The 21906-nt window shown below is 60.8% G+C and carries 25 protein-coding genes; 17 read left to right on the top strand and 8 right to left on the bottom strand.

What is annotated here, in order from left to right; all coding sequences use genetic code 11:
• The first annotated feature begins 167 nt into the window (after positions 1–167).
• The 4 genes from DSM14862_RS09205 (at position 168) to DSM14862_RS09190 (ending at position 4955) form a co-directional block, all read left to right on the top strand.
• Positions 168–1460 carry a helix-turn-helix domain-containing protein gene (locus tag DSM14862_RS09205; RefSeq protein ID WP_007119988.1) on the top strand — a complete coding sequence of 431 codons (1293 nt, stop codon included), beginning with the start codon at positions 168–170 and terminating at the stop codon, positions 1458–1460.
• Between the two features lie 118 nt (positions 1461–1578).
• The gene (locus DSM14862_RS09200) at positions 1579–1947 is read left to right on the top strand and encodes a response regulator transcription factor (RefSeq protein WP_007119987.1); all 369 of its coding nucleotides are present in this window, start codon (positions 1579–1581) and stop codon (positions 1945–1947) included.
• Between the two features lie 6 nt (positions 1948–1953).
• A complete protein-coding gene (locus DSM14862_RS09195; protein ID WP_007119986.1) occupies positions 1954–2256 on the top strand; it encodes a hypothetical protein in 303 nt (100 codons plus the stop codon).
• A complete protein-coding gene (locus DSM14862_RS09190) occupies positions 2256–4955 on the top strand; it encodes an ATP-binding protein (RefSeq protein ID WP_007119985.1) in 2700 nt (899 codons plus the stop codon). The genes DSM14862_RS09195 and DSM14862_RS09190 overlap by 1 nt, the downstream gene beginning before the upstream one ends.
• 36 nt (positions 4956–4991) lie before the next feature.
• On the opposite strand, the gene DSM14862_RS09185 is transcribed toward DSM14862_RS09190, so the two are convergent.
• On the bottom strand, positions 4992–5414 hold the full coding sequence (locus DSM14862_RS09185) for a TIGR01244 family sulfur transferase (protein ID WP_007119984.1): 423 nt from the start codon (positions 5412–5414) through the stop codon (positions 4992–4994).
• A gap of 67 nt (positions 5415–5481) precedes the next feature.
• Entirely contained in the window at positions 5482–5721 is a 240-nt protein-coding gene (locus tag DSM14862_RS09180; RefSeq protein WP_007119983.1) for a hypothetical protein, read from the bottom strand.
• A 108-nt stretch (positions 5722–5829) separates the two neighbouring features.
• On the opposite strand from DSM14862_RS09180, the gene DSM14862_RS09175 reads away from it, so the two are divergent.
• From DSM14862_RS09175 to tig, 3 genes are all read left to right on the top strand, one after another.
• On the top strand, positions 5830–6114 hold the full coding sequence (locus DSM14862_RS09175) for a DUF2312 domain-containing protein (RefSeq protein WP_007119982.1): 285 nt from the start codon (positions 5830–5832) through the stop codon (positions 6112–6114).
• Between the two features lie 127 nt (positions 6115–6241).
• Positions 6242–7165, top strand: a complete 924-nt coding sequence (locus DSM14862_RS09170) for a calcium/sodium antiporter (protein ID WP_007119981.1) — start codon at positions 6242–6244, stop codon at positions 7163–7165.
• 153 nt (positions 7166–7318) lie between these two features.
• Positions 7319–8650 carry a trigger factor gene (gene tig, locus DSM14862_RS09165; protein WP_007119980.1) on the top strand — a complete coding sequence of 444 codons (1332 nt, stop codon included), beginning with the start codon at positions 7319–7321 and terminating at the stop codon, positions 8648–8650.
• Between the two features lie 375 nt (positions 8651–9025).
• Here tig and DSM14862_RS09160 read toward each other — a convergent pair whose 3' ends face one another.
• The 6 genes from DSM14862_RS09160 to rpsF all read right to left on the bottom strand — a co-directional run bounded on the left by DSM14862_RS09160 (position 9026) and on the right by rpsF (position 13368).
• Entirely contained in the window at positions 9026–10984 is a 1959-nt protein-coding gene (locus DSM14862_RS09160) for a bifunctional 2',3'-cyclic-nucleotide 2'-phosphodiesterase/3'-nucleotidase (protein WP_007119979.1), read from the bottom strand.
• Positions 10985–11057: 73 nt separating this feature from the next.
• Positions 11058–11543, bottom strand: coding sequence for a lytic transglycosylase domain-containing protein (locus tag DSM14862_RS09155; protein WP_208855118.1), 486 nt, complete (start codon positions 11541–11543; stop codon positions 11058–11060).
• 127 nt (positions 11544–11670) lie between these two features.
• Complete coding sequence (locus tag DSM14862_RS09150) at positions 11671–11961, bottom strand: hypothetical protein (RefSeq protein WP_007119977.1); 291 nt, start codon at positions 11959–11961, stop codon at positions 11671–11673.
• A gap of 159 nt (positions 11962–12120) precedes the next feature.
• Positions 12121–12747 (bottom strand): 50S ribosomal protein L9, encoded by a 627-nt coding sequence (gene rplI / locus DSM14862_RS09145; RefSeq protein ID WP_007119976.1) that lies wholly within the window; start codon positions 12745–12747, stop codon positions 12121–12123.
• A gap of 11 nt (positions 12748–12758) precedes the next feature.
• Positions 12759–12986 (bottom strand): 30S ribosomal protein S18, encoded by a 228-nt coding sequence (rpsR, locus tag DSM14862_RS09140; RefSeq protein ID WP_005852865.1) that lies wholly within the window; start codon positions 12984–12986, stop codon positions 12759–12761.
• A gap of 28 nt (positions 12987–13014) precedes the next feature.
• Positions 13015–13368 (bottom strand): 30S ribosomal protein S6, encoded by a 354-nt coding sequence (rpsF, locus tag DSM14862_RS09135; RefSeq protein ID WP_007119975.1) that lies wholly within the window; start codon positions 13366–13368, stop codon positions 13015–13017.
• 239 nt (positions 13369–13607) lie between these two features.
• Between rpsF and fabD the strand changes: the two genes are divergently transcribed.
• The 10 genes from fabD to DSM14862_RS09085 all read left to right on the top strand — a co-directional run bounded on the left by fabD (position 13608) and on the right by DSM14862_RS09085 (position 21866).
• Complete coding sequence (fabD, locus tag DSM14862_RS09130; RefSeq protein WP_007119974.1) at positions 13608–14540, top strand: ACP S-malonyltransferase; 933 nt, start codon at positions 13608–13610, stop codon at positions 14538–14540.
• Between the two features lie 16 nt (positions 14541–14556).
• Positions 14557–14961, top strand: coding sequence for a hypothetical protein (locus tag DSM14862_RS09125; protein ID WP_007119973.1), 405 nt, complete (start codon positions 14557–14559; stop codon positions 14959–14961).
• Positions 14958–15527 carry a COG3904 family protein gene (locus DSM14862_RS09120; protein ID WP_131541678.1) on the top strand — a complete coding sequence of 190 codons (570 nt, stop codon included), beginning with the start codon at positions 14958–14960 and terminating at the stop codon, positions 15525–15527. The genes DSM14862_RS09125 and DSM14862_RS09120 overlap by 4 nt, the downstream gene beginning before the upstream one ends.
• A 23-nt stretch (positions 15528–15550) precedes the next feature.
• On the top strand, positions 15551–16288 hold the full coding sequence (gene fabG / locus DSM14862_RS09115) for a 3-oxoacyl-[acyl-carrier-protein] reductase (RefSeq protein ID WP_007119971.1): 738 nt from the start codon (positions 15551–15553) through the stop codon (positions 16286–16288).
• 204 nt (positions 16289–16492) lie between these two features.
• Positions 16493–16726 carry an acyl carrier protein gene (locus DSM14862_RS09110; protein WP_007119970.1) on the top strand — a complete coding sequence of 78 codons (234 nt, stop codon included), beginning with the start codon at positions 16493–16495 and terminating at the stop codon, positions 16724–16726.
• Between the two features lie 160 nt (positions 16727–16886).
• Complete coding sequence (locus tag DSM14862_RS09105; RefSeq protein WP_007119968.1) at positions 16887–17420, top strand: GNAT family N-acetyltransferase; 534 nt, start codon at positions 16887–16889, stop codon at positions 17418–17420.
• A gap of 155 nt (positions 17421–17575) precedes the next feature.
• Positions 17576–18835, top strand: a complete 1260-nt coding sequence (fabF, locus tag DSM14862_RS09100; RefSeq protein WP_007119967.1) for a beta-ketoacyl-ACP synthase II — start codon at positions 17576–17578, stop codon at positions 18833–18835.
• Complete coding sequence (gene mltG, locus DSM14862_RS09095; protein WP_007119966.1) at positions 18836–20020, top strand: endolytic transglycosylase MltG; 1185 nt, start codon at positions 18836–18838, stop codon at positions 20018–20020.
• Between the two features lie 222 nt (positions 20021–20242).
• Positions 20243–20587 (top strand): hypothetical protein, encoded by a 345-nt coding sequence (locus DSM14862_RS09090; protein WP_007119965.1) that lies wholly within the window; start codon positions 20243–20245, stop codon positions 20585–20587.
• The gene (locus DSM14862_RS09085; protein ID WP_083804565.1) at positions 20496–21866 is read left to right on the top strand and encodes a DNA-packaging protein; all 1371 of its coding nucleotides are present in this window, start codon (positions 20496–20498) and stop codon (positions 21864–21866) included. Before DSM14862_RS09090 ends, DSM14862_RS09085 begins: the two co-directional genes overlap by 92 nt.
• Positions 21867–21906: the final 40 nt, after the last annotated feature.

The raw sequence follows: 21906 nt of genomic DNA, 5'->3' as shown, positions 1-21906 counted from the left end.
CAAAGAAACTATGGCGCGGAAACTGAAAACCGATCAATAACCTGCTTGATCAAAACGATATTTCTGTAAAGATATTCGCAATGGCTTCGCGAGGTTTGTAAATAACATGATGTTGCGCCGCAGAAAGACCTTGAAACAACGGGCGAAAACACGCGCGGGGCGACCCCATGCGTGAGGGGCTGACCGGCAGCCGCATCCGTGAGCGGCGCGTGATGGCCGGGTTAAAGCAGGCCGAGCTGGCGCAGCAGAGTGGGATCTCGGCCAGCTATCTCAACCTGATCGAACACAACCGGCGCAGAATCGGCGGTAAGCTTTTGCTCAATATCGCCCAAGCGCTCGGGGTGGAGCCGCAGGCGCTGACCGAAGGGGCTGAGGCGGCCTTGATCGCGGCATTGCGCGAGGCGGCCGAAGATGCGGGGCTGGCGGGGCCTGAGAGCGACCGGGCTGACGAATTCGCAGGGCGTTTCCCGGGCTGGGCCAAAGTGCTCGCCACCAGCCAGCGCCGAATCGATGCGTTAGAGCAAACGGTGGAGGCATTGTCAGACCGGTTGGCCCATGACCCGCAGCTCGCCACGTCGATGCATGAACTGCTCAGCACCGCTGCGGCAATCCGTTCGACCGCTGCGATTTTGGCTGAAACGGACAGTCTGCAGCCGGAATGGCGGGACCGGTTTCATGCGAATATCCACGAAGACAGCCGACGGCTCTCGGACAGCGCGCAGGCCTTGGTGACCTATTTCGACAATGCCGCCGAGACCCGTGAGGTGGCCCATTCCCCGCAGGCGGAGGTAGAGGCATTTCTCGCGGCACATGACTACCGCTTTGAACCGCTGGAGCAGGCCCGGGCGCCGGAAATTGCGATTGCCGAATTGGTGGAACAGGCCGAGGCGCTGAAAACCAAGGCTGCGCGGCATATTGCAACTGGGGTGTTGCAACAGATTGCGCGGGACGCGGCGGCGCTGCCGTTGGACCGGTTGGAGAGCGCGGTGGCGGAGCGGGGCCATGATCCGGCCCTACTTGCGCAGACGCTGGAACAACCGGTGGGCCGGGTGCTGCGGCGTCTGGCGTCGCTGCCCGATCTGGGCGCGGGGCTGGTGGTCTGTGACCGCTCGGGCAGTGTGACTTTCGCCAAATCGATTGATGGCTTCACCGTGCCGCGTTTTGGCGCTTGCTGCCCGCTTTGGCCACTGTTCGCGGTGCAGGGCCAGCCGGGGCTGGTGGTGAAATCACGCGTCATGCAAATGGGGCGCGGGCAGGCGGAGTTTGAGGCGATTGCGACTTGTGAGGTTCAAGCCGCCGCCGCCTATAACACGCCACCCTTAAGCCAATCCGTTATGCTGCTGTTGCCGGTCCCTTCGGGTGCGGCTCCGGCCCAGCCTGTGGGGGCCACCTGCCGGATCTGTCCGGTGGAAGGATGCCGCGCGCGGCGTGAGCCTTCGATCCTGCGGGACGGGATCTGAGAGCGGCGCTTCAGGCAGTTTTTGACAGGGCTGCCAAACCGATGCATGCTCGCCCCGGTGCGCGCGACCCCGCTACAAGACGGGAGGGCCGCACACCGAGGGGGGAGATTTTTTGCCGATGAGCAAACTCGTAGTTCTGGTGGAGGACGAGGTGAATATCGCCGAGGCCATCCGCTTTTTGTTGAGCCAAGAGGGCTGGCGGGTGGAGACGCTCGCCAATGGATCGGGCGCTGTGGATGTGATCCGCAAGGCGTCGCCCGATCTGGTGATGCTCGACGTAATGCTGCCGGGCAAGAGCGGGTTCGAGATACTCGATGAGTTGCGCGGCGATCCGGCCATGGGCGACCTGCCGGTGCTGATGCTGACCGCGCGCGGCCAAAGCCGGGACCGCGCCATGGCCGAGAAGGCCGGGGTCAGCCGTTTTATGACAAAGCCATTTTCAAATTCTGAGATGCTGGACGCGGTGCGCGACCTAATCGCCAGTTAACCCGCTATGGCCCGGACTCCGATCTTTCTGGAAAAGCGCGGCTATCGTCGGCGGCGCATGATGGACGCGGTGCGGCTGCTGCCGTTTTTGGGGTTGATGCTGTGGATGGTGCCGCTGCTCTGGCCCGTCCCCGAGATCCTGCCTGACGCCACCTCGGAAACCCCTGAGCCAGCAATCGCGATGAGCGTGGCACTGCGCTATCTTTTCGGGGTTTGGGCGTTGCTGATCTTAGCGACATGGGCGCTGTGGCGGCGCACGCGGGACGTCGCGTCGGGAGATGGTACCGAGAACACGGACGGGCAGCACTGATGGTCTCGCTCAACCAGCTGGTCGCGGTCTGCCTGATGTATGTGGCGGGGCTGTTCATCGTGGCCTTCGCCGCCGAGCGCGCGGCGTTGCGCGGGCAGGGCGGCTGGCTGCTCCGCTCGCCGTTGATCTATACGCTATCCCTGTCGATCTATTGCACGGCTTGGACCTTCTACGGCGCGGTGGGATACGCCGCGCGGTCAGGTTTGGAATATGTGACAATCTACCTCGGCCCCTCGCTGGTGATGATCGGCTGGTGGTGGGGCTTGCGACGGCTGGTGCGCATCGGGCGGAGCCACCGCGTGACCTCAATCGCTGACCTGATTTCGTCGCGCTACGGCAAATCCAACACGCTGGCGATCGTGGTGACGATCATGGCCGTGATCGGCGTGACACCCTATATCGCGCTGCAATTGCAATCGGTTATCCTGTCCCTGTCGATTTTCGCCGCCCCCGATGTGCCGCTGGCTGAGGCGGGGGGCGATGTGATCAACCGCGGGCAAGCCGCCCTTTGGGTGGCGGCGGGGCTGACGCTGTTCACGGTGCTGTTCGGCACCCGGAACCTGAATGTGAATGAGCGACACCACGGCGTTGTCATCGCCATCGCGGTCGAGGCAGTGGTGAAGCTGCTCGCGCTGGTGGCGGTAGGGGTCTACGTCATTTGGGGGCTCGCCGGGGGTTTGGGCGAAACGCTGGCGCGCATTGATGCGTCGGACATCGGCCAATGGGAGGTGCAGGGCAGCCGCTGGGCCGCGCTGACGGTGCTTTCGGGGGCTGCGCTTTTGTGTCTGCCACGCATGTTTCAGGTGATGGTCGTTGAGAATGACGACGAGCGGCAGTTGCAGATCGCGAGTTGGGCCTTCCCGCTTTACCTGATGTTGATGAGCCTTTTTGTCGTGCCGATCGCGGTGGTGGGGCTTGATCTGATGCCCGAAGGGTCGAACCCCGATCTGTTTGTTCTCAGTCTGCCGCTTAGCCAAGGTCAGAACGGTCTGGCGATGCTCTCTTTCCTCGGGGGGTTTTCGTCAGCCACTTCGATGGTGATTGTCGCCACGCTGGCGCTGTCGACCATGGTCAGTAACCATATCGTTATGCCGATCTGGCTGGCGCTGCGGCGCGATGGGGCGACGCAATCGGGTGACGTGCGCAATATCGTGATCCTTGCGCGGCGGCTGTCGATCTTTTGTGTGGTTGGGCTGGGCTACCTCTACTACCGCGCCTCGGGAGGCAGCGGGGCGCTGGCGGCGATTGGCACGATTTCATTCGGCGGGGTGGCGCAGTTTTTGCCCGCGATGCTGGGCGGCGTCCTGTGGCGTGGGGCCACGCGGGCAGGAGCGCTTTGCGGGCTGGGCACGGGCTTTGTGCTGTGGGTTTTTACCATGCTGCTGCCAAGCTTTGGCGCGGATGTGGCCCTTTCGAGTGCAACCTTGGAGCGCGGCCTTTGGGGGCTGGCGTGGCTGCGGCCTGAGGCGCTGTTCGGCATCGCCGGGATCGACCCGACAGTGCATGCGGTGGTCTGGAGCCTCGCGCTCAATACGCTGGTTTTTGTGGTCGTCTCGCTCTTCAGTTTCCCCGCGCCGTTGGAGCGGCTTCAGGGGGCGCAATTTGTGAATGTCTTTGACCATTCCGGTCCGGCACGGGGGTGGACGGCCTCGGTCGCGGGCAGCGAAGACCTGATGATTATGGCGCAGCGTATCTTGGGCGCACGGGAGGCGCAGGCGTTCTTTGCGCGCGAGGCCGAGCGACAAGGGCAGGGCCAACGCCTGCCGGAACCCACGCCGCGATTCGTGCAGGCGTTGGAGCGGGAATTGGCAGCCTCGGTCGGGGCGGCCACGGCCCATGCGATGGTGGCGCAGATTGTCGGCGGGGCGTCTGTCTCGGTGCAGGACCTGCTCGCCGTGGCCGACGAATCCGCGCAGATGTTGGAGTATTCCAGCCAGCTAGAGACGAAATCGCGCGAGTTGACGGAAACGGCGGCGCAACTGCGGGCGGCGAATGAGAAACTCACGCAATTGTCGCTGCAAAAGGACAGTTTTCTCAGCCAGATCAGCCATGAGTTGCGCACGCCGATGACTTCGATCCGGTCGTTTTCGGAGATCCTGCGCGATGCGCCGGGCTTGTCGGACGCGGACAAGAACCGCTACGCCACGATCATCCACAGTGAAACGATCCGTCTGACGCGGCTTTTGGACGATCTGCTGGATCTGTCGGTGCTTGAGCATGGGCAAGTGACGCTGAATCAGCGGGAGGGAAATCTGCGGGATCTGCTTGATCTGGCGGTGACCACGGCGCAGGCCGGGTCTGCGCGCCCGCTGGATGTGCTGCGCGACCCGGAGGCCGAAGACATCAAGCTGACCAGTGATCTTGACCGATTGGTGCAGGTCTTTATCAACCTCGTCACCAATGCCCGCAAATACTGCGCTGCTGAGACCCCGCAACTGGTGATCTCGCCGCAGGTTACCGCGAGAGGGCTGGTGATAGATTTCGTCGACAACGGTCACGGGATCGACGCGGGATCAGAAGCGCTGATCTTTGAGAAATTCTCACGGATCACGGGGGAGGGTGACGGCGCGGGGCTTGGCCTCGCCATTTGCCGCGAGATCATGAGCCGTTTGGGGGGCGAGATCAGCTTTCTGAGCGATGTGCCTGGCACGGCATTCCGGGTGCAATTGCCCGCGGCGGCGTTGTCTTCGCCGGAATAGGAGACCGGCCTCCGTATTTAGAGGCCGGCAAAGCCCTTAGCTGTAGCTTTGGCCCAGCATCGGGCGCATGTTTTCAAGGTCATAGCCACCCTGACGTGCAGCTTCGATGATCGCGTCACTGTCCATCTCACCAGCTTGACCCAAAGCCCAGGCGATGGTCGAACGGGTGCCTGAGGCGCAATAGGCCAGCACGGTGTCGTCCGTCTCGACCCCAAGCGCGCGGTTGTTGGCGATGACATCGGGGGTCATGGTCTGATGGGTCAACGGCTGTTCGGCAAAGGCGATGCCAGCGGCCTCGGCCGCCTCGCGCATGGCAGCAGCTTGGTGGCTGGGCGGCACTTCCGCATCGGGGCGGTTGCACAGGATGCGGGTGATGCCTTGGGCGCGCAGGCTTTCCATGTCACCGGGCTCAATCTGCGGGGCGACGAAATAGCGGGGGGTGATTTGGCGAATATCCATGTGCTGATTTAAGCAGATGCAGCGGCCCTGTCCAGCACCGCTGAGACATAGCACTGCTAGGCGCGGCTTAGCCCAGCGAGATGCCCAAAATCACCATCATCAAACCGAGGACCGACAATAACAGCGCACCCATGTTCAACGGCACAACTTTGCGCAACACAACACGCATCGCCTCATCGTCAAGCTGCGCGCGTTTGGCACGGCTGACTTTGATGATGCACCAGCCAAGACCAAGCAATCCCAGAAGGGACAAGCCTGCGCCGCCCCAGACCATGAGATCGAAAATAGATGTGTTTCCGCTTTCCATGGCGGCAGAGCTACGCCAAACCGCCAAGGGGGGCAAGACCCGCTTGCGGGCGCAGCATCCTACCTGTAGTCAAACCCGCCAGAGCCAGCCATTCCGTGAGGACTTTCCATGAGCGATACCAGCACCAACCCCCCCGTCGTCGAATCCGAGGGCGACGCCACCTACCGTGTGACCGCCAACGAGCTGCGCCAGTTCGTGGAACGGATCGAGCGTTTGGACGCCGAAAAGAAAGACCTCGCCGAGCAGCAAAAAGAGGTAATGTCCGAAGCCAAATCGCGCGGTTACGACACCAAGGTGCTGCGTAAGGTGATTGCCCTTCGCAAACGCGATAAGGACGACATCGCCGAAGAAGAAGCAGTGCTGGACATGTACAAAGAAGCCTTGGGTATGTGAGCGCCGGGCCGCAGCGGAAATGAATTTTTCGCGCGGCCTTGAACGCCCCCGGTCCGTGCCCATTTGCATCAGGCGTCTGCGCGGTCTCCGCGACGCCTGATGATCTGAGACCGGTGAGACTTTTCTCGTGAACATTCTGTTTGTCCTCGGTGGTTTGCTGGGGCTCGTGCTCGGCGGCGACTATCTTGTGCGCGGTGCCGTGGCATTGTCGCAGCGGATTGGGCTGTCGCCGCTCGTCATCGGCCTGACCATCGTGGGCTTTGGCACCTCGACCCCGGAACTGGTCACCTCGGTGCAGGCCGCCATGCTTGGCGCGCCAGACATCGCGCTTGGCAATGTGGTCGGCTCGAACATCGCAAATATCCTGCTGATTCTCGGCGTCGCTGCGGTGATCGCGCCTTTTGCCATCAACCGGCGGAGCTTTGCCCGTGACGGGTCGGTGATGTTGGCGGCCAGTCTGCTCTGTCTGGGGGCGGTGCTTTTGGGGCGTGTTGACCGTGTGGCCGGGGCCATCTGTATCGCGGGGCTGGCAGCCTATCTGATCTACACGTTCCGAAGTGATCGCAATAGTGCGGCAGAGGTTGCAGAACCCTTGCCCGATCAGGTGCAGGTTTGGCTGGCGCCTGTGTGGTTGCTGGGCGGTCTGGCGCTAACCATCTTCTCCGCGCGTTTCCTAGTGATAGGCGCCGTGGCGCTGGCGCAGGCAGTGGGGCTGTCGGAGGCTGTAATCGGCCTGACCATCGTTGCGGTTGGCACGTCCATGCCAGAACTGGTCACCTCTGTTATCGCGGCGCGGCGCGGGCAGAGTGACGTGGCATTGGGCAACGTGGTCGGCTCCAATATATTCAATATCCTCGGCGTTTTGGGTGTTACGGCGGTGATCCAGCCTGTGAGAGTTGCGGCGCAGATTGCCACGCTCGACATCTGGATCATGCTGGCGGCGACAGGGGCGCTGATCGCCTGCGGCGCGTTTGGGGGGCGGGTGACGCGCGGGCAGGGGGCGGTGTTTATCTTGGCCTATGTAGCTTACATCGGTGTGCTTTTGGCCTGAAGCTGGGGGCAGGCCTTAAACGGGGTTGGGGCCGATTCCTGCGGATGTGGAGCGATGGCCGCGGACCCCCTTGCGCAGGCGGTTCAACACCCATAGAAGGGCACAAATTTTCGCCCGCGCCCCGGCTGCGCGGCCTTACCCTATGGAGCACACATGCAGGTCAACGAGACGCTGAACGAAGGTCTGAAACGCGGTTACAACATCACTGTGACTGCCGCCGAACTCGAAGCTAAGGTCAGCGAAAAGCTGAAAGAAGCGCAGCCCGAAGTCGAAATGAAGGGCTTCCGCAAAGGCAAGGTTCCTATGGCGCTGCTGAAAAAGCAGTTCGGTCAGAAAATCATGGGCGAAGCGATGCAGGAAAGCATTGATGGCGCCATGGCCGAGCATTTCGAGACGTCTGGCGACCGCCCTGCGATGCAGCCCGATGTCAAAATGACCAACGAAGACTGGAAAGAAGGCGACGACGTCGAAGTTTCCATGGCTTACGAAAAGCTGCCCGAAATTCCTGAGGTCGATCTGAGCAAGATCGAACTGGAAAAGATGGTTGTGAAGGCCGACGACGCCGCTGTTGACGAAGCGCTGGCAAGCCTTGCCGAAACTGCGCAAGACTTCAAAGCGCGCAAGAAAGGCTCGAAAGCTCAAGACGGCGATCAGGTTGTGATCGACTTCAAAGGCTCCGTTGACGGCGAAGAATTCGAAGGTGGCGCTGCCGAAGATTACCCGCTGGTGCTGGGCTCAAACTCCTTCATCCCCGGCTTCGAAGAGCAGTTGGTCGGCGTGAAGGAAGGCGAGGAGAAATCTGTCGTCGTGAATTTCCCCGAAGAGTATCAGGCTGAGCATCTGGCCGGTAAAGAAGCGACATTCGCTTGCACCGTCAAAGAAGTGAAAGAGCCTGTTGCTGCTGAGGTCAACGACGAGATGGCCAAGAAATTCGGTGCCGAGGATCTCGAAGCGCTGAAGGGTCAGATCGCTGAGCGTCTGGAAGCGGAATATGCCGGTGCTTCGCGCGCTGTGATGAAGCGCAACCTGCTGGACGCGCTGGACAAAGAGGTCAGCTTTGACCTGCCGCCGTCGCTGGTTGACGCCGAAGCCAAGCAGATCGCGCACCAGCTGTGGCACGAGGAAAACCCTGACGTTCAGGGCCATGATCACCCTGAAGTCGAGCCGACAGACGAGCATAAAACACTGGCGGAGCGCCGCGTGCGTTTGGGCCTGCTGTTGGCTGAGCTGGGTCAGAAGGCCGAAATTCAGGTGACAGACGCCGAGATGACCCAAGCGATCATGAACCAGGCGCGTCAGTACCCGGGTCAAGAGCGTCAGTTCTTTGAATTCGTTCAGCAAAACCAGCAGATGCAGCAGCAGATGCGCGCGCCGATCTTCGAAGACAAGGTTGTCGATCACGTGGTTGAGCAAGCCAAAGTGACCGAGAAAGAAATCTCCAAAGACGAGCTTCAGAAAGCCGTTGAGGAACTGGAAGACGAATAAGTCTTTTCGTAGATTCAGATTGGGGCAGGGGCGACGGTTTACCGTTGCCCCTGTTTCGTTTTGGCGACGCTTTTAGTGAACTACCGCGGGGCGCGCTGGCGCTACGCTTGAGTGCTTTCAAGCCCCGTCGTCTGAGCGGCATCGGAGGGATGGCAAAGGCTGCGGCCTTCCCATTCGGGGAAGCCACCGGCATCGCGTGCCTTTCCGCCGACAGCGGTTGCGCATGGTTGGTTTGAGATAAGGCTTTCCTAACCAGCTGCTGCGTAATGCGCGCTTGGATCACCGCTCAGGGAAGGCGGTTACCGAAGTTCAGGAGCTGCTAGGAGGCTGGGAGATCGGCCATCATGGGGGCGGCCGACCTCCTCTTTCTTAAGTCTAAAGCGCAATTCGGAACTGTGCGAAACCAGCCTCGGTATCGCCGACCTGTTCCATCTCCACCCCTGTCACCTCATCCACGTAATCCGCAGCTTTAGGGCCGGTTTCGAACAGCACGCTGGTGCCCTCCATCGGCGCAAAGCGCCAGTTGGCGTCCGCGCGGGGGCTGATGGTGCCTTTTTCGACGATGTAGCGCACGATCACATCGCGGTTGGTGTCCGGGCCTTCGAAGACAATGGTGTCACCCAAAGCGCCGGGGAATTCGCCGCCGCCACTGGCGCGGTAGTTGTTGGTGGCGATGATGAACTCGGCCTTGGGATCGAGGGGCTTACCGTCGAACTGAAGATTGGTAATCCGGCTCGCCTTCGGGTTCTGTACCTCACCCTTTGATCCGAACTTGGAGGGTTGGCTAAGATCGATCTGATAGCTCACCCCGTCGATCACGTCGAAGTTGTAGCTGGGGAAACTGTCGCTGAGCAGCGGCTGGTCCTGCTGGCCCGGGGTGATCTGGTTGAACATGCCGGCAGACCGCTCTAGCCAGTCTTTCACCTGCGCCCCGGTCACTCGCACGGCGCGGGCGGTGTTGGGGTAGAGGTAGAGGTCTGCGACGTTCTTGATCGCCACATCGCCTTTGGGCACGTCGGTATAATACTCTGGTCCGCCCCGGCCCCCGGCTTTGAAAGGCGCGGCGGCTGACAGGATCGGCAGACCCTCATGCTCGGTCCCCTTGAGCATTTGTTCAATGTACCAGGTCTGCGCGTTTGAGACGATCTGAACCGAAGGATCATCGGCAACCAGCGCGAAATAGCTGTGCAGATTGGCGTCGGACTTGCCCACGGCGCGGCGCACATAGGCAAGGGTTTCGTCGTGGTCTTGCTGAGCGGAGGCAAGGATTTCAGGATCGCTCTCTACCAGTGCCATGACTGAGCGGTCTTCGTTGCGTTGCGAAATGGCGCGGGCCTCGGCGCTGTGGCTGGCAATGCGCCAACTGCCGCCGTCCCGTTCAAGCATCAGGTCGATCAGGCCAAGGTGGCTGCCCCAGAAGCCGCCCATGGTGGCGGGCTTGCCGTGGATCGTGCCCTTGCTCACGTCCACGCCGGGATAATCGGCATAGGTGCCTGAGGGGAAGACGAGGTGACTGTGGCCGGTCATGATCGCGTCGATCCCTTCAACGGCGGCCAGCGGGACGGATGCGTTCTCCATCAGGTCTTCTTCTTTCGCCGCGCCGATGCCGGAGTGCGACAGGGCGATGATGATATCGGCGCCGGCCTCTTTCATCTGCGGCACCCAGGACCGGGCGGCATCTAGGATATCGCGTGCCTGCACCTTGCCTTCGAGATGGCGACGGTCCCAGTTCATGATCTGCGGCGGAACAAAACCGATGATGCCGATCTTGATGTCATGTTGCTCACCCGCGCCGTCGGTCAGTTTGCGGTCGAGCAGCACATAGGGTTTCACGAGCGTTTCATCGTCGCTGGGCTTGGCGCCGACTTTCTTGACGACATTGGCGCTCACCACCGGGAAGTCTGCACCCGCGAGGGACTTCATCAGGAAATCGAGCCCGTAGTTGAACTCGTGATTGCCCAAAGTTGAGGCGTCGAACCCCAGCGTGTTCATCGCTTGGATCACCGGGTGCATGTCACCCTCTTTCATACCGCGCTCATAGGCGATGTAATCGCCCATCGGGTTGCCTTGCAGGAAATCCCCGTTGTCGAGCATCAGGGTGTTCGTCGCCTCTGCGCGGATCGATTTGACGATGCTGGCGGTGCGGGCAAGGCCAACGGTGTCGACCTCTTTGTCGGCGTAATAGTCGTAAGGAAAGACGTGCACATGCAGGTCAGTCGTCTCCATCAGGCGCAGGTGCGCTTGATTGGCCGCGGCCCGGAGCGAAAAGGGGTGAAGGGCCAGCAGCCCGGCAGAACCGGCTAGAAAATGGCGGCGGTTAAGGCGGAGGGTCATGCGCGGTGTTCCTTATAGGTAAGTTATCCCTACCTGCGACAATCCGGCGCATCGCTGCAAGCCAGAAGTTGAATCACCCGTCCCGCAGGCCGGTTTCCACCAACATGCCACGTTTTTTTGCTTCGTAATAATAGCCGCGGGCGTACCATTTGATCGCTGTCCCTTGATCACCATCAGCCAACAGCCACGCGCCGCGCAGGTATTTTAGCGAATATTTCAGATTGGTGTCGGCATCCAAAAGATCGGACGCGCTGCCTTGAAAACCCATCGAGCGGGCCGTGGCAGGCAGGATTTGCATCAGCCCATAGTAGGGGCCGTTGCGGGCGCGAGGGTTATGGGTGCTTTCGCGGATTGCCAAACGATGAACCAAAGGGCGCGGCAGATCGTAGAAATCGGCCCAATGGTTGATCTTGCGCCTCAGGTCGGGCGTTTCGTTCGGGTGGAGCGGCAGAGCAGGGCGCTCGGGGGGCACATGCGACACCACCGGGGCTGCGTTGCAGGCGGTGAGAGCGGTCGCGGCGATGAAAGTTAGAAACATGCGGCGTGTGGTCTGAGGCATGGTGCACCGTGGCTTGTTATATCGGTGCGAAGATCGCCTCAAGGGGGCCGTCAGGCAAGCATGTTGGCAAAACATACGCGGCCCCTTGCCCAGCGGTTGGGGCGCAAAGCGCGGCTTTCCGCCACGCTTAGACGTCGGCTGCGATTTCGCCTTTCATTTCACCGGTCATGCGGGTTTGATCTTCGCGCTTGACCAAGCGGCGCACCTCGTCAATTTTAAGTTCGGCGGCGTCGCGGGTGGCCTTGTCGGGCCATTCGGTGATCACAGCACTGGTCCGCTCAGAGGTGCGCACGACCGTGATGCGACTGGCGCCGAAGCCTTTGAGCGCGGGCAGGCGCTTTTCTTTGATCGTGCGCAGGGTCACGTCATAATCCGCCCCGTCGGCGTTTTCCCAAGTGGTGATGGTGATGTAACGCATGTGTCATCCTCCATACTGCATGGGGGTATCATAGCATAATTTTGCTGATTTTGCAGGGTCTTTCGCGTTGTGCAGGGCCGGGCCCGTGCCTGCGTATCGCACAACAAAAAACGCCACGCGGAGAACCGCGCGGCGTTTGATTTTGGGTCGCTTGACGGATCAGCTGTTGCTGTCGTCCTGTGCGTCGCCCTCAGGGGTGCGCACAATGTCCGAGTCGCCGTCTTCGTCAGCGGCAGAGCCGATGTCGTCAAACAGTTCGGAGATCTCGAATTCAGCAGCGGCTTCCTCTTCGGCGGCCATTTCCTGAATCGATTTGCCGGACGCCTGAAGCTCGGCCTCTTCGGGCGAACGTGCAACGTTCAGCTCGATTGTGGCGGTCACTTCGGGGTGCAGAACAACCTGAACTTCGTGGACACCCAGATCTTTGATGGGCTGGCCCAGAACAACCTGCTTGCGGTCAACCGAGAAACCTTCGGCTGTAGCAGCTTCGGCGGCGTCACGTGTGGTGACAGAGCCATAAAGCGCGCCAGCGTCGGAAGCAGAGCGAATCACGACGAATTGCTGACCGTTCAGCTTTTCCGACATGGCTTCGGCTTCTTTTTTGGTCTCGAGGTTTTGCGCCTCAAGCTGGGCTTTCTGACCTTCGAAGGCTTCGACGTTGGCCTTGGAGGCCGACAGCGCCTTGCCCTGGGGCAGAAGGTAGTTGCGAGCGTAGCCCGACTTCACGTCGACGACTTCGCCCATCTGGCCCAGTTTGGCCACACGTTCCAGAAGGATAACTTGCATGTGCTCTCTCCTTACTTAACGGCGTAGGGCAGCAGGGCGAGGAAACGAGCGCGTTTGATGGCACGGGCCAGTTCGCGTTGCTTCTTGGCCGATACGGCGGTGATACGGGAAGGAACGATCTTGCCACGCTCAGAGATGTAGCGTTGCAGCAGACGTGTGTCCTTGTAGTCAATCGCAGGTGCGTTGTCGCCCGAGAAAGGGCACACTTTACGACGACGGAAAAATGGTTTTGCAGCCATGATTTAAGTCCTTTTGTTCAAGCGTTGATCAACGGCGTTCGCGGCGGTCGGGCCGCTCGTCACGCTTTTGCATCTGTACGGACGGAAGCTCTTTGTGCTCATCGACCTTGATGGTCAGAACACGCATCACATCGTCATGCAGGCGCATCAGGCGTTCCATTTCCTGCACGGCGGTCGCAGGTGCGTCCGAACGCAGGAAGGCATAGTGGCCCTTGCGGTTTTTGTTGATCTTGTAGGCCATCGTTTTGACGCCCCAGTACTCGCTGTCGACGAGCTTGCCGTCGTTGTCCGCGAGGACGGTGCCAAAGTGTTCGATGAGGCCTTCTGCTTGCGTGTTGGACAAGTCCTGACGCGCAATCATAACATGCTCATATAGCGGCATGTGCACTCCTATATTTATATCAAGGCGCATTTCATAGGCGGGGCAAAATCCTTGCGACCCCACCACGAGAGTCTGCGCGGTTCATATGCTTTGCAAGGAAGGGCCGATATACACGGTTTCTCGCGCACGGCAACCCTTCATGGGCGGGGTCGCGCGGGGGGCAAGAAATGGCCTTAGGCTTGTTCGGCTGGACTGCGCGGGTTACATCGGGGAAAATTCGCGCAAGAGAGGCCGCAACCATGAGCATTGCATTCGTTTTCCCGGGCCAGGGTGCCCAGACCATCGGCATGGGCCGCGATCTGGCTGACGCTTATCCAGAAGCACGCGCCGTCTTTGATGAGGTCGATGCAGCTTTGGGCGAGAAGTTGTCGGAGCTGATCTGGGAGGGCGACATCGAGACGCTGACCCTGACGCAGAACGCACAGCCGGCGCTGATGGCCACGTCGATGGCGGCGATGGCGGCGTTGAAGGCGGAAGGGATTACCGTCGATAAGGCCGCCTATGTCGCAGGCCATAGTCTTGGTGAATACTCCGCGCTTTGTGCTGCCGGATCACTGTCATTGTCGGATACCGCGCGGTTGCTGCGCATTCGTGGCAAGGCCATGCAGGCCGCCGTTCCCGTGGGTGAGGGCGCGATGGCCGCGATCCTTGGGCTTGGTATTGAAGAGACTGAAAAGCTGGCCGAGGCGGCTGCCGAAGGTGAAGTCTGCCAGGTCGCCAATGAAAACGACCCGAGCCAGAACGTTTTGTCGGGCCATAAGGCCGCCGTGGAGCGGGCTGTGGCGATGGCCAAGGACGCTGGCGCCAAGCGCGCGTTGTTGCTGCCGGTTTCTGCGCCTTTCCATTGCCCGCTGATGGGGCCAGCCGCCGAAGAGATGGCGAAGGCTTTGGGAGAAGTTACTTTCAATGATCCCACCGTGCCGCTGGTGGCTAATGTCACCGCCGAAGCGGTGAGTGACGCGCAGAAGATAAGCGATCTGCTGGTTGAGCAGGTCACGGGCCGCGTGCGCTGGCGGTCTTCCGTCGAGTGGATGGCCGCGCAGGGCGTGACCGAAGTGTGGGAGATCGGCGCAGGCAAAGCGTTGACGGGCATGATCCGCCGGATCGACAAATCCCTCGTGACCCGCAACATCGGCACGCCGGATGAGGTCAAAGCCGCAAAAGCGGCATAAGCCCCGGAGGGCCGAGATGACGATGCAAGAAACCTTGACGCTGCTGCCAGATTGGTTGGTTTGGTGGTTCAACTGGTTGGTTTTTGCTGTGGCCGTCTTGCCGCTTGCGCTGCTGATCTGGCCGCAAAGCCGCAGGGTCGGGGTGATTGCCGTTTTGGCGAGCATCCTGACCGGCGCTGCGGTCTACGGGATGTTTCGGCAGATGGGATACGTCAAATTGCTTGGCCTGCCGCATCTGCTGATCTGGGTGCCACTGTCGGTCTATCTGTTTCGCAAGCAGGCCAAAGACGCGATGCCGATCGCGGCGCGGTGGATCATCCGGGTGATCTTGGTCACCTTGCTGGTCTCGCTGGCTTTCGATGTGGTGGACGTGCTGCGCTATATTTTGGGCGAGCGGACGCCGTTGGGTGCCGGGGCGTGATGCGGCTTTTTGCGGCACTTGCGATGGTCGTATCGCTGGTGGCCTGTGGCACGATCGAAAACGCCAGTGATGGCACTCGGATGCAGGTTCAGGGGCCGTATTTATTAATGTCGGGCACAATCACCAGCCGTACGCCTGCGACTTTCGCGCGCCATCTGGCCGAGAATCGGCGAATTGATACGGTGGTACTGGGGCAGATCGACGGCTCAATTGACGCAGCAGCGACCCACCGGATGGGGCGGCAGATTCGCGCAGCGGGGCTGGCAACCGAGCTGCGGGCGAACAGTGTGGTTGATTCTGGGGGTGTTGAGTTGTTCATCGCCGGGGCCAAACGGCGTATGGCACCGGGGGCGGTATTGCGGGTGCATAGCTGGCGCAATGGGTACCGCGAAGGCAGCAGCTATCCCCGGCAATCGCCGAAACATCAGATGACACGGCGCTATATGGCTGAGATGCTGGGCAATGACGGCTTTTACTGGTTTACCTTGCAGGCAGCGCCATCTGACAGGATACACAAGATGACAGCAGATGAAATTCGCCGCTACGGGCTGCTGACGCGGCCCTGACTGATAGAATAAAAGGAAGAGACATGTTCGATCTTACAGGTAAGAATGCCCTGATCACCGGCGCTTCGGGCGGCATCGGCGCGGATATCGCCCGCAAATTGCACGCTCAGGGCGCGACCGTTGGCCTATCGGGCACGCGGACCGAACCGTTGGAGGCGCTGAAGGCCGAACTGGGCGAGCGCGCGCATGTGCTGCCGTGCAACCTGAGTGACATGGAGGCCGTTGATGCGCTGCCGAAACAGGCGGCTGAGGCGATGGGCTCGGTCGATATTCTGGTGAACAACGCAGGCATCACCCGCGACAACCTGTTCATGCGCATGTCGGATGATGAGTGGAATTCGGTTCTGAACGTGAACCTGACCGCGACCTTTAAGCTGTGCAAAGGTGTGATGCGCGGAATGATGAAGGCGCGTTGGGGCCGGATCATCAATATCTCCAGCGTCGTGGGCGCGACGGGCAACCCCGGTCAGGCGAACTATGCGGCCTCTAAGGCGGGTGTTGTGGGCATGTCAAAGTCGCTGGCATATGAGGTGGCGAGCCGTGGTATTACGGTGAATGCCGTGGCACCGGGCTTTATCACCACCGCCATGACAGACAAGCTGACGGACGAGCAAAAGTCTGGAATCATGGGGCAAATTCCTGCCGGTCGTATGGGCGACCCGGATGAGATTGCCGCCGCTGTGGTCTATCTTTCCAGTGCTGAGGCTGCTTATGTGACAGGGACCACCTTGCATGTGAACGGCGGTATGGCCATGTTGTGACCCTGCGCCGCAATAGCGTTTGCCAAGCCTTCGGCATGTGCTAAAGGGGGCGCAGAATCGAAACAAAGGGTGCTTGATTGCCCCCTACGCCTTGTGCGAACAAGGTAAATAGCCGCCCCCTTTTGGGGCATCCTCCAAACGCCGATCATCGGCGGGCGGAAACCAAAAGGGGCCTTTAATGGCCCGAAGACATGAGGACTTATTATGAGCGACGTCGCAGACCGCGTGAAAAAGATCGTTGTGGAACACCTGAGCGTGGAAGAGGAAAAAGTGACTGAGAATGCGTCGTTCATCGACGATCTCGGCGCAGACAGCCTCGACACCGTGGAACTGGTGATGGCGTTCGAAGAAGAGTTCGGCATCGAGATTCCCGATGACGCCGCTGAGAACATTCAGACCGTTGGCGATGCGGTCAAGTTCATCAAAGAAGCCTCCTAAGGGCTTTGCCGGGCAACCGGCAGAACTGAAATTTGAAAGCGGCGTTGTTCCTAGCGGAATGACGCCGTTTTTATTTGCCGAGTTGGGCTGGGCTTGTCCCTTTGGCGTGCAAGCCGCATGTCTGCGCTAAGAAGTTTCAAGCGTGAAGGCAATTCACCCCATGTCCCGAACGATCCCCACCATCAACACAGCCAGACTGACCCTGCGTGCCATGCGTGCCGAGGATTTTGAGCGTTACGCTGAGATCTGGGCGATGCCGGATGTGGCGGATCGCATACTTGATCGGCCCCGGGCGAAAGCGCAGTCGTGGGACGCGTTTTTGCGCAATGCAGGCCATTGGCAGATCACGGGATTCGGACAATGGGCTGTGCAGCTTCATCGGCAGAGAGAGATGCTGGGGCAGACTGGCTTCGTCTTTGGTTCAAGGAATTTCGGTGAGGATTTCGATACTTACCCCGAAGCACGGATGGTCTTGGCCCCGCAGGCGCAGGATCAGCGTTTGGGGAGTGAGGCGGCGCGGGCGGCGCATGAGTGGTTTGATCGGGTGATCACCGGGCGGACGGTTTGCATGATCTCTGCGGGTAACGAGGCGGCGTTGCGCATCGCGGGCGCGCTTGGGTATCAGGCGCTGCGTGAGGCAAAGACGGCTGGTGGCCCGGTGCATCTGATGACCCGACGCGGACCGCCGGTCTAAGGGTGCCGTAAGACGCTCAACTGGTGTGATAGCCGCCGATTTTCGAAGATCGGCGTTTTTGTGCTAGGCCTGCGGGCCGCCGCCGATATGCTTGTGTCTACAGGCTTTTGCAGGGTAAGAGGTTCGCCGAGAGATTATCGGCAAGGGGCACTAAGATGCGCAGAGTTGTAGTAACGGGTTTGGGTTTGGTTACCCCGCTCGCGGACGGTGTGGAAGAAAGCTGGACACGGATCCTTGATGGGCAATCCGGGGCCGGGCCGATCACCGGGTTTGATCCCAGCAAGTTGGTCACCCAATACGCCTGCGAAGTGCCGTTGGGTGACGGCAGCAATGGCACCTTTGACGCCAATAAATACATGGAGCCGAAAGAGCAGCGGAAGGTCGATACCTTCATTCTGTTCGGCATGGCCGCCGCCCAGCAGGCGGTTGAGGATTCGGGTTGGTTGCCAACCGAGAAAGAAGATCAGGAGCGCACTGGCGTATTGATCGGCTCTGGCATCGGCGGGTTGAACTCTATCGCCAATACCGCCGTGATGATGGCCGAGAAGGGGCCGCGCCGTGTGAGCCCGTTCTTCGTGCCGGGCGCGCTGATCAACCTGATCTCGGGTCAGGTGTCGATCCGTTACGGTTTTAAAGGGCCGAACCATTCGGTGGTGACTGCCTGTTCGACCGGGGCACATGCCATCGGCGATGCGGCGCGTCTGATCAAATACGGCGATGCGGATGTGATGATTGCAGGCGGCGCTGAGGCGGCGATTTGTGAGATCGGCATGGCGGGTTTCAACGCTTGTAAGGCGCTGTCGACCAAACGCGGCGACGACCCCAAGAAGGCCAGCCGCCCCTATGACATAGACCGTGACGGTTTCGTCATGGGCGAGGGCGCGGGCATCGTGGTGCTGGAAGAGTATGAGCACGCCAAGGCGCGCGGTGCGAAGATCTATGCCGAAGTGCTGGGCTATGGCCTGTCGGGCGATGCGCATCACATCACCGCGCCGTCTGAGGATGGCGAAGGCGGCGAACGCTCCATGCGGGCAGCGCTCAAGAATGCTGGTCTGGAGCCGAAGGACGTCGATTACATCAACGCGCATGGCACCTCGACCATGGCTGATACCATCGAATTGGGTGCGGTTGAGCGTTTGATGGGCGATGCGGCGGACAAGGTAACCATGTCGTCGACCAAATCCGCCACGGGGCACCTTTTGGGGGCTGCGGGCGCGATTGAGGCGATCTTCTGCATGCTCGCGATCCGCGATCAGGTGGCGCCGCCGACGATCAACCTTGATAACCCGGCGGTTGAGACACCGATTGATCTGGCCCCCAACAAAAAGGTCGAGCGTAAGATCGACATCGCGCTGAGCAATTCGTTTGGTTTCGGCGGGACGAACGCATCGGTGCTGTTCGGGAAAGTCCGCTAAATGTGGCGTCATATCGCCTCTAACGCCGTGACGTTTCTGTTGGTCGGTCTGTTTCTGCTCGGAGGTATCGTCCTGTGGGGCAAGTCGGAGTATGTCTCTGAAGGGCCGTTGGATCAGGCAATTTGTGTGCAGGTTGAGCGCGGCTCAAACATGCGGCAGGTAAGCCAGAGCCTTGAAGAACAGGGCGCGGTTTCTTCGCCTGCGATCTTTCGCATGGGTGCGGACTATGAGGAGAAGTCGGGCAGCCTGAAGGCGGGCAGCTTCCTTGTGCAGCCCCGCACGTCTATGCAGGGGATTGTTGATGTCGTGACCCAAGGCGGTGCCAGCACTTGCGGCACTGAGGTGGTTTACCGGGTCGGCGTGAACCGTGTGAGCGTGCAGGTTCGTGAGTTGGACCCCGTGACCAGCCGCTTTATTGAGCGGGCGGAATTCACGCCGGGTGAGGAAGAAGCGCCAGAGGCCTATTCCGAAATCTCCGGCAAGAACGACACGCGGTTTCGCGTGGCTTTGGCCGAAGGCGTGACAAGCTGGCAGGTGGTTGAGGCACTGAAGCAAGTGGATCAACTGACCGGTGAGGTTGAGGAACTGCCCGCTGAGGGGAGCCTTGCACCAGACAGTTATGAAGTGCGCCCGGGCGATGATCGCGCTGCGGTGGTCGCGCGGATGGCGGCGGCGCAAGAGGTGCTCTTGGCGGAAGCTTTTGCGGCGCGCGACGCTGATCTGCCGATCGAAACGCCTGAGGAATTGCTGATCCTTGCGTCGATCATTGAAAAGGAAACCGGCGTGGCAGCAGAGCGGGAGCAGGTGGCGAGCGTTTTCGTGAACCGTCTGAACCAAGGCATGCGTCTGCAAACGGACCCGACGGTGATCTATGGTGTGACCGAGGGTAAGGGCGTGTTGGGCCGCGGTTTGCGCCGCTCTGAGCTGCGGGCAGAGACGCCGTGGAACACCTATGTGATCAACGGTCTGCCACCGACCCCAATCGCCAATCCGGGCCGTGCGAGCCTGATGGCGGCAGCGCAACCGGCGGAGACGGATTTTGTCTTCTTCGTCGCGGATGGCACCGGTGGGCACGCTTTTGCTGAGACCTTGGACGAGCATAACGCCAATGTTGCGAAGTGGCGCAAGATCGAAGCAGAGCGCGGCGCGGAAGCGGCCGGGAATGCCTCAACGGGTGGTAACTGAGAATACGGAAACCCCGCTGGAAACGGCGGGGTTTTTTGCTTGCCGGGCGTGCTGATCGCGCGGCGGCGTAAGGTCTTGTTAACACAGTTTTTCTTGACTTTGCGTACGGTCTGACGTAGGACTTATGGCACGCTAGAAGACATGGGCGAACGGCCCCGGGGTGACCCGGTGGTCGTTTTTTTGTGCCTGCTCGGTTGGGGAAAACCAACGAGAGGTAAAGCGATGACGATAATTACCCCGGAGCAAGAGACGCAAGACAGCGCAGACATCCTGCGCGGTCTTCAAGAAGCAATCGGCGCGCTGCGTCGGGAAATCGAAGGTCTGACTGAACAGACCCGGTCCGGGGGGGAACTCAAGGAAACTGCGGTGTCTGGCAACACGTCCAAAGTGGCGGGTTTGCTGGCGCATTGCCTGAAAGCGGAGAACACGCTGAATGACTGTCGAAACCGACAAGCTGGAATCGCGCGGGGGGGCTATGCCCTCGACATGGACAAGGCGCGGGCTGACATCGGGTGCAAGCTGGATCGCCTGCGCCGATGCTCAGACCCAGGCGCAGTTTCTGAATGACCTAGGTGAGGGAGAGCTTCTGGCTCTCCCTTTTTTGTTCGAGTTCTGGGCGTTAAATCATCAACTGCCGCCTGAGGGCGATTGGCGGACATGGGTCATCATGGGCGGGCGCGGTGCGGGAAAGACGCGCGCCGGGGCGGAATGGGTGCGCAGCAAGGTTGAGGGGAGTAGGCCGCTCGATCCCGGTGAGTGCAGTCGCGTGGCGCTGGTGGGCGAGACCATTGAGCAGGTGCGCGAGGTGATGATCTTTGGCGACAGTGGGATCTTGGCCTGTAGCCCGCCGGACCGGAGGCCCGATTGGGAGGCGACGCGCAAGCGGCTGGTTTGGCCGAATGGGGCAATCGCCACGGTGCATACGGCGCATGACCCCGAAGGGCTGCGCGGGCCGCAGTTTGATGCGGCTTGGGTGGATGAACTGGCGAAATGGAAGCGCGGGCAGGAGGCTTGGGACCAGTTGCAGTTTGCCTTGCGTTTGGGCGAGCGGCCTCAGGTCTGTGTGACGACGACGCCGCGCAATGTGGATGTGTTGAAGGCGCTGCTGCAATCGCCCTCGACGGTCACGACCCATGCGCCAACAGAGGCGAATGCGGCCAATCTGGCGGGGTCGTTCCTTGAGGAGGTGCGGGCGCGGTATCGCGGCACGCGGTTGGGGCGGCAGGAGTTGGATGGGGTTCTGCTGGCGGATGCAGAGGGGGCGCTGTGGACCTCGGCTTTGCTAGAGGCGGGGCGGGTACAAGTGGCGCCTGAGTTGGATCGGATCGTGGTGGGCTTGGACCCGGCGACGACCAGTGGGGCGGGCTCGGATGAATGTGGGATTGTCGTTGTGGGGGCGCAAACCCAAGGACCGCCGCAGGAGTGGCGGGCGGTGGTGCTGGCTGATTGCACGGTGCAGGGGGCCACGCCCAACGGTTGGGCGCAGGCGGCGATTGCGGCGATGACGCGCTATGGCGCGGATCGGCTGGTGGCCGAGGTGAACCAAGGGGGGCAGTTGGTTTCAGAGGTGCTGCGGCAGGTTGATCCGCTGGTCTCGCTCAAAACGGTGCATGCGGCGCGGGGCAAGGTTGCGCGGGCGGAGCCAGTGGCCGCGCTTTATGAACAAGGGCGCGTGAGCCATCTGCCGGGGCTGGATGCGCTGGAGGACCAGATGTGTCTGATGACGGCGCGGGGGTACGAGGGCAAAGGCAGTCCAGACCGTGTCGATGCGCTGGTCTGGGCGCTGCATGAGCTGATGATCGAGCCTGCATCGCAGTGGCGTAGTCCGGGGGTGCGGAGCCTGTAGGGCGGGCGTTTCGAGCTGTTGCGCGGGGGAGCGTTCGGTG

Origin of the sequence: Sulfitobacter indolifex (assembly GCF_022788655.1) — a bacterium.
GTDB classification, from domain to species: domain Bacteria; phylum Pseudomonadota; class Alphaproteobacteria; order Rhodobacterales; family Rhodobacteraceae; genus Sulfitobacter; species Sulfitobacter indolifex.
Note: the sequence above shows the minus strand (reverse complement) of the source record. Positions and strands in the feature narration are given on the sequence as shown.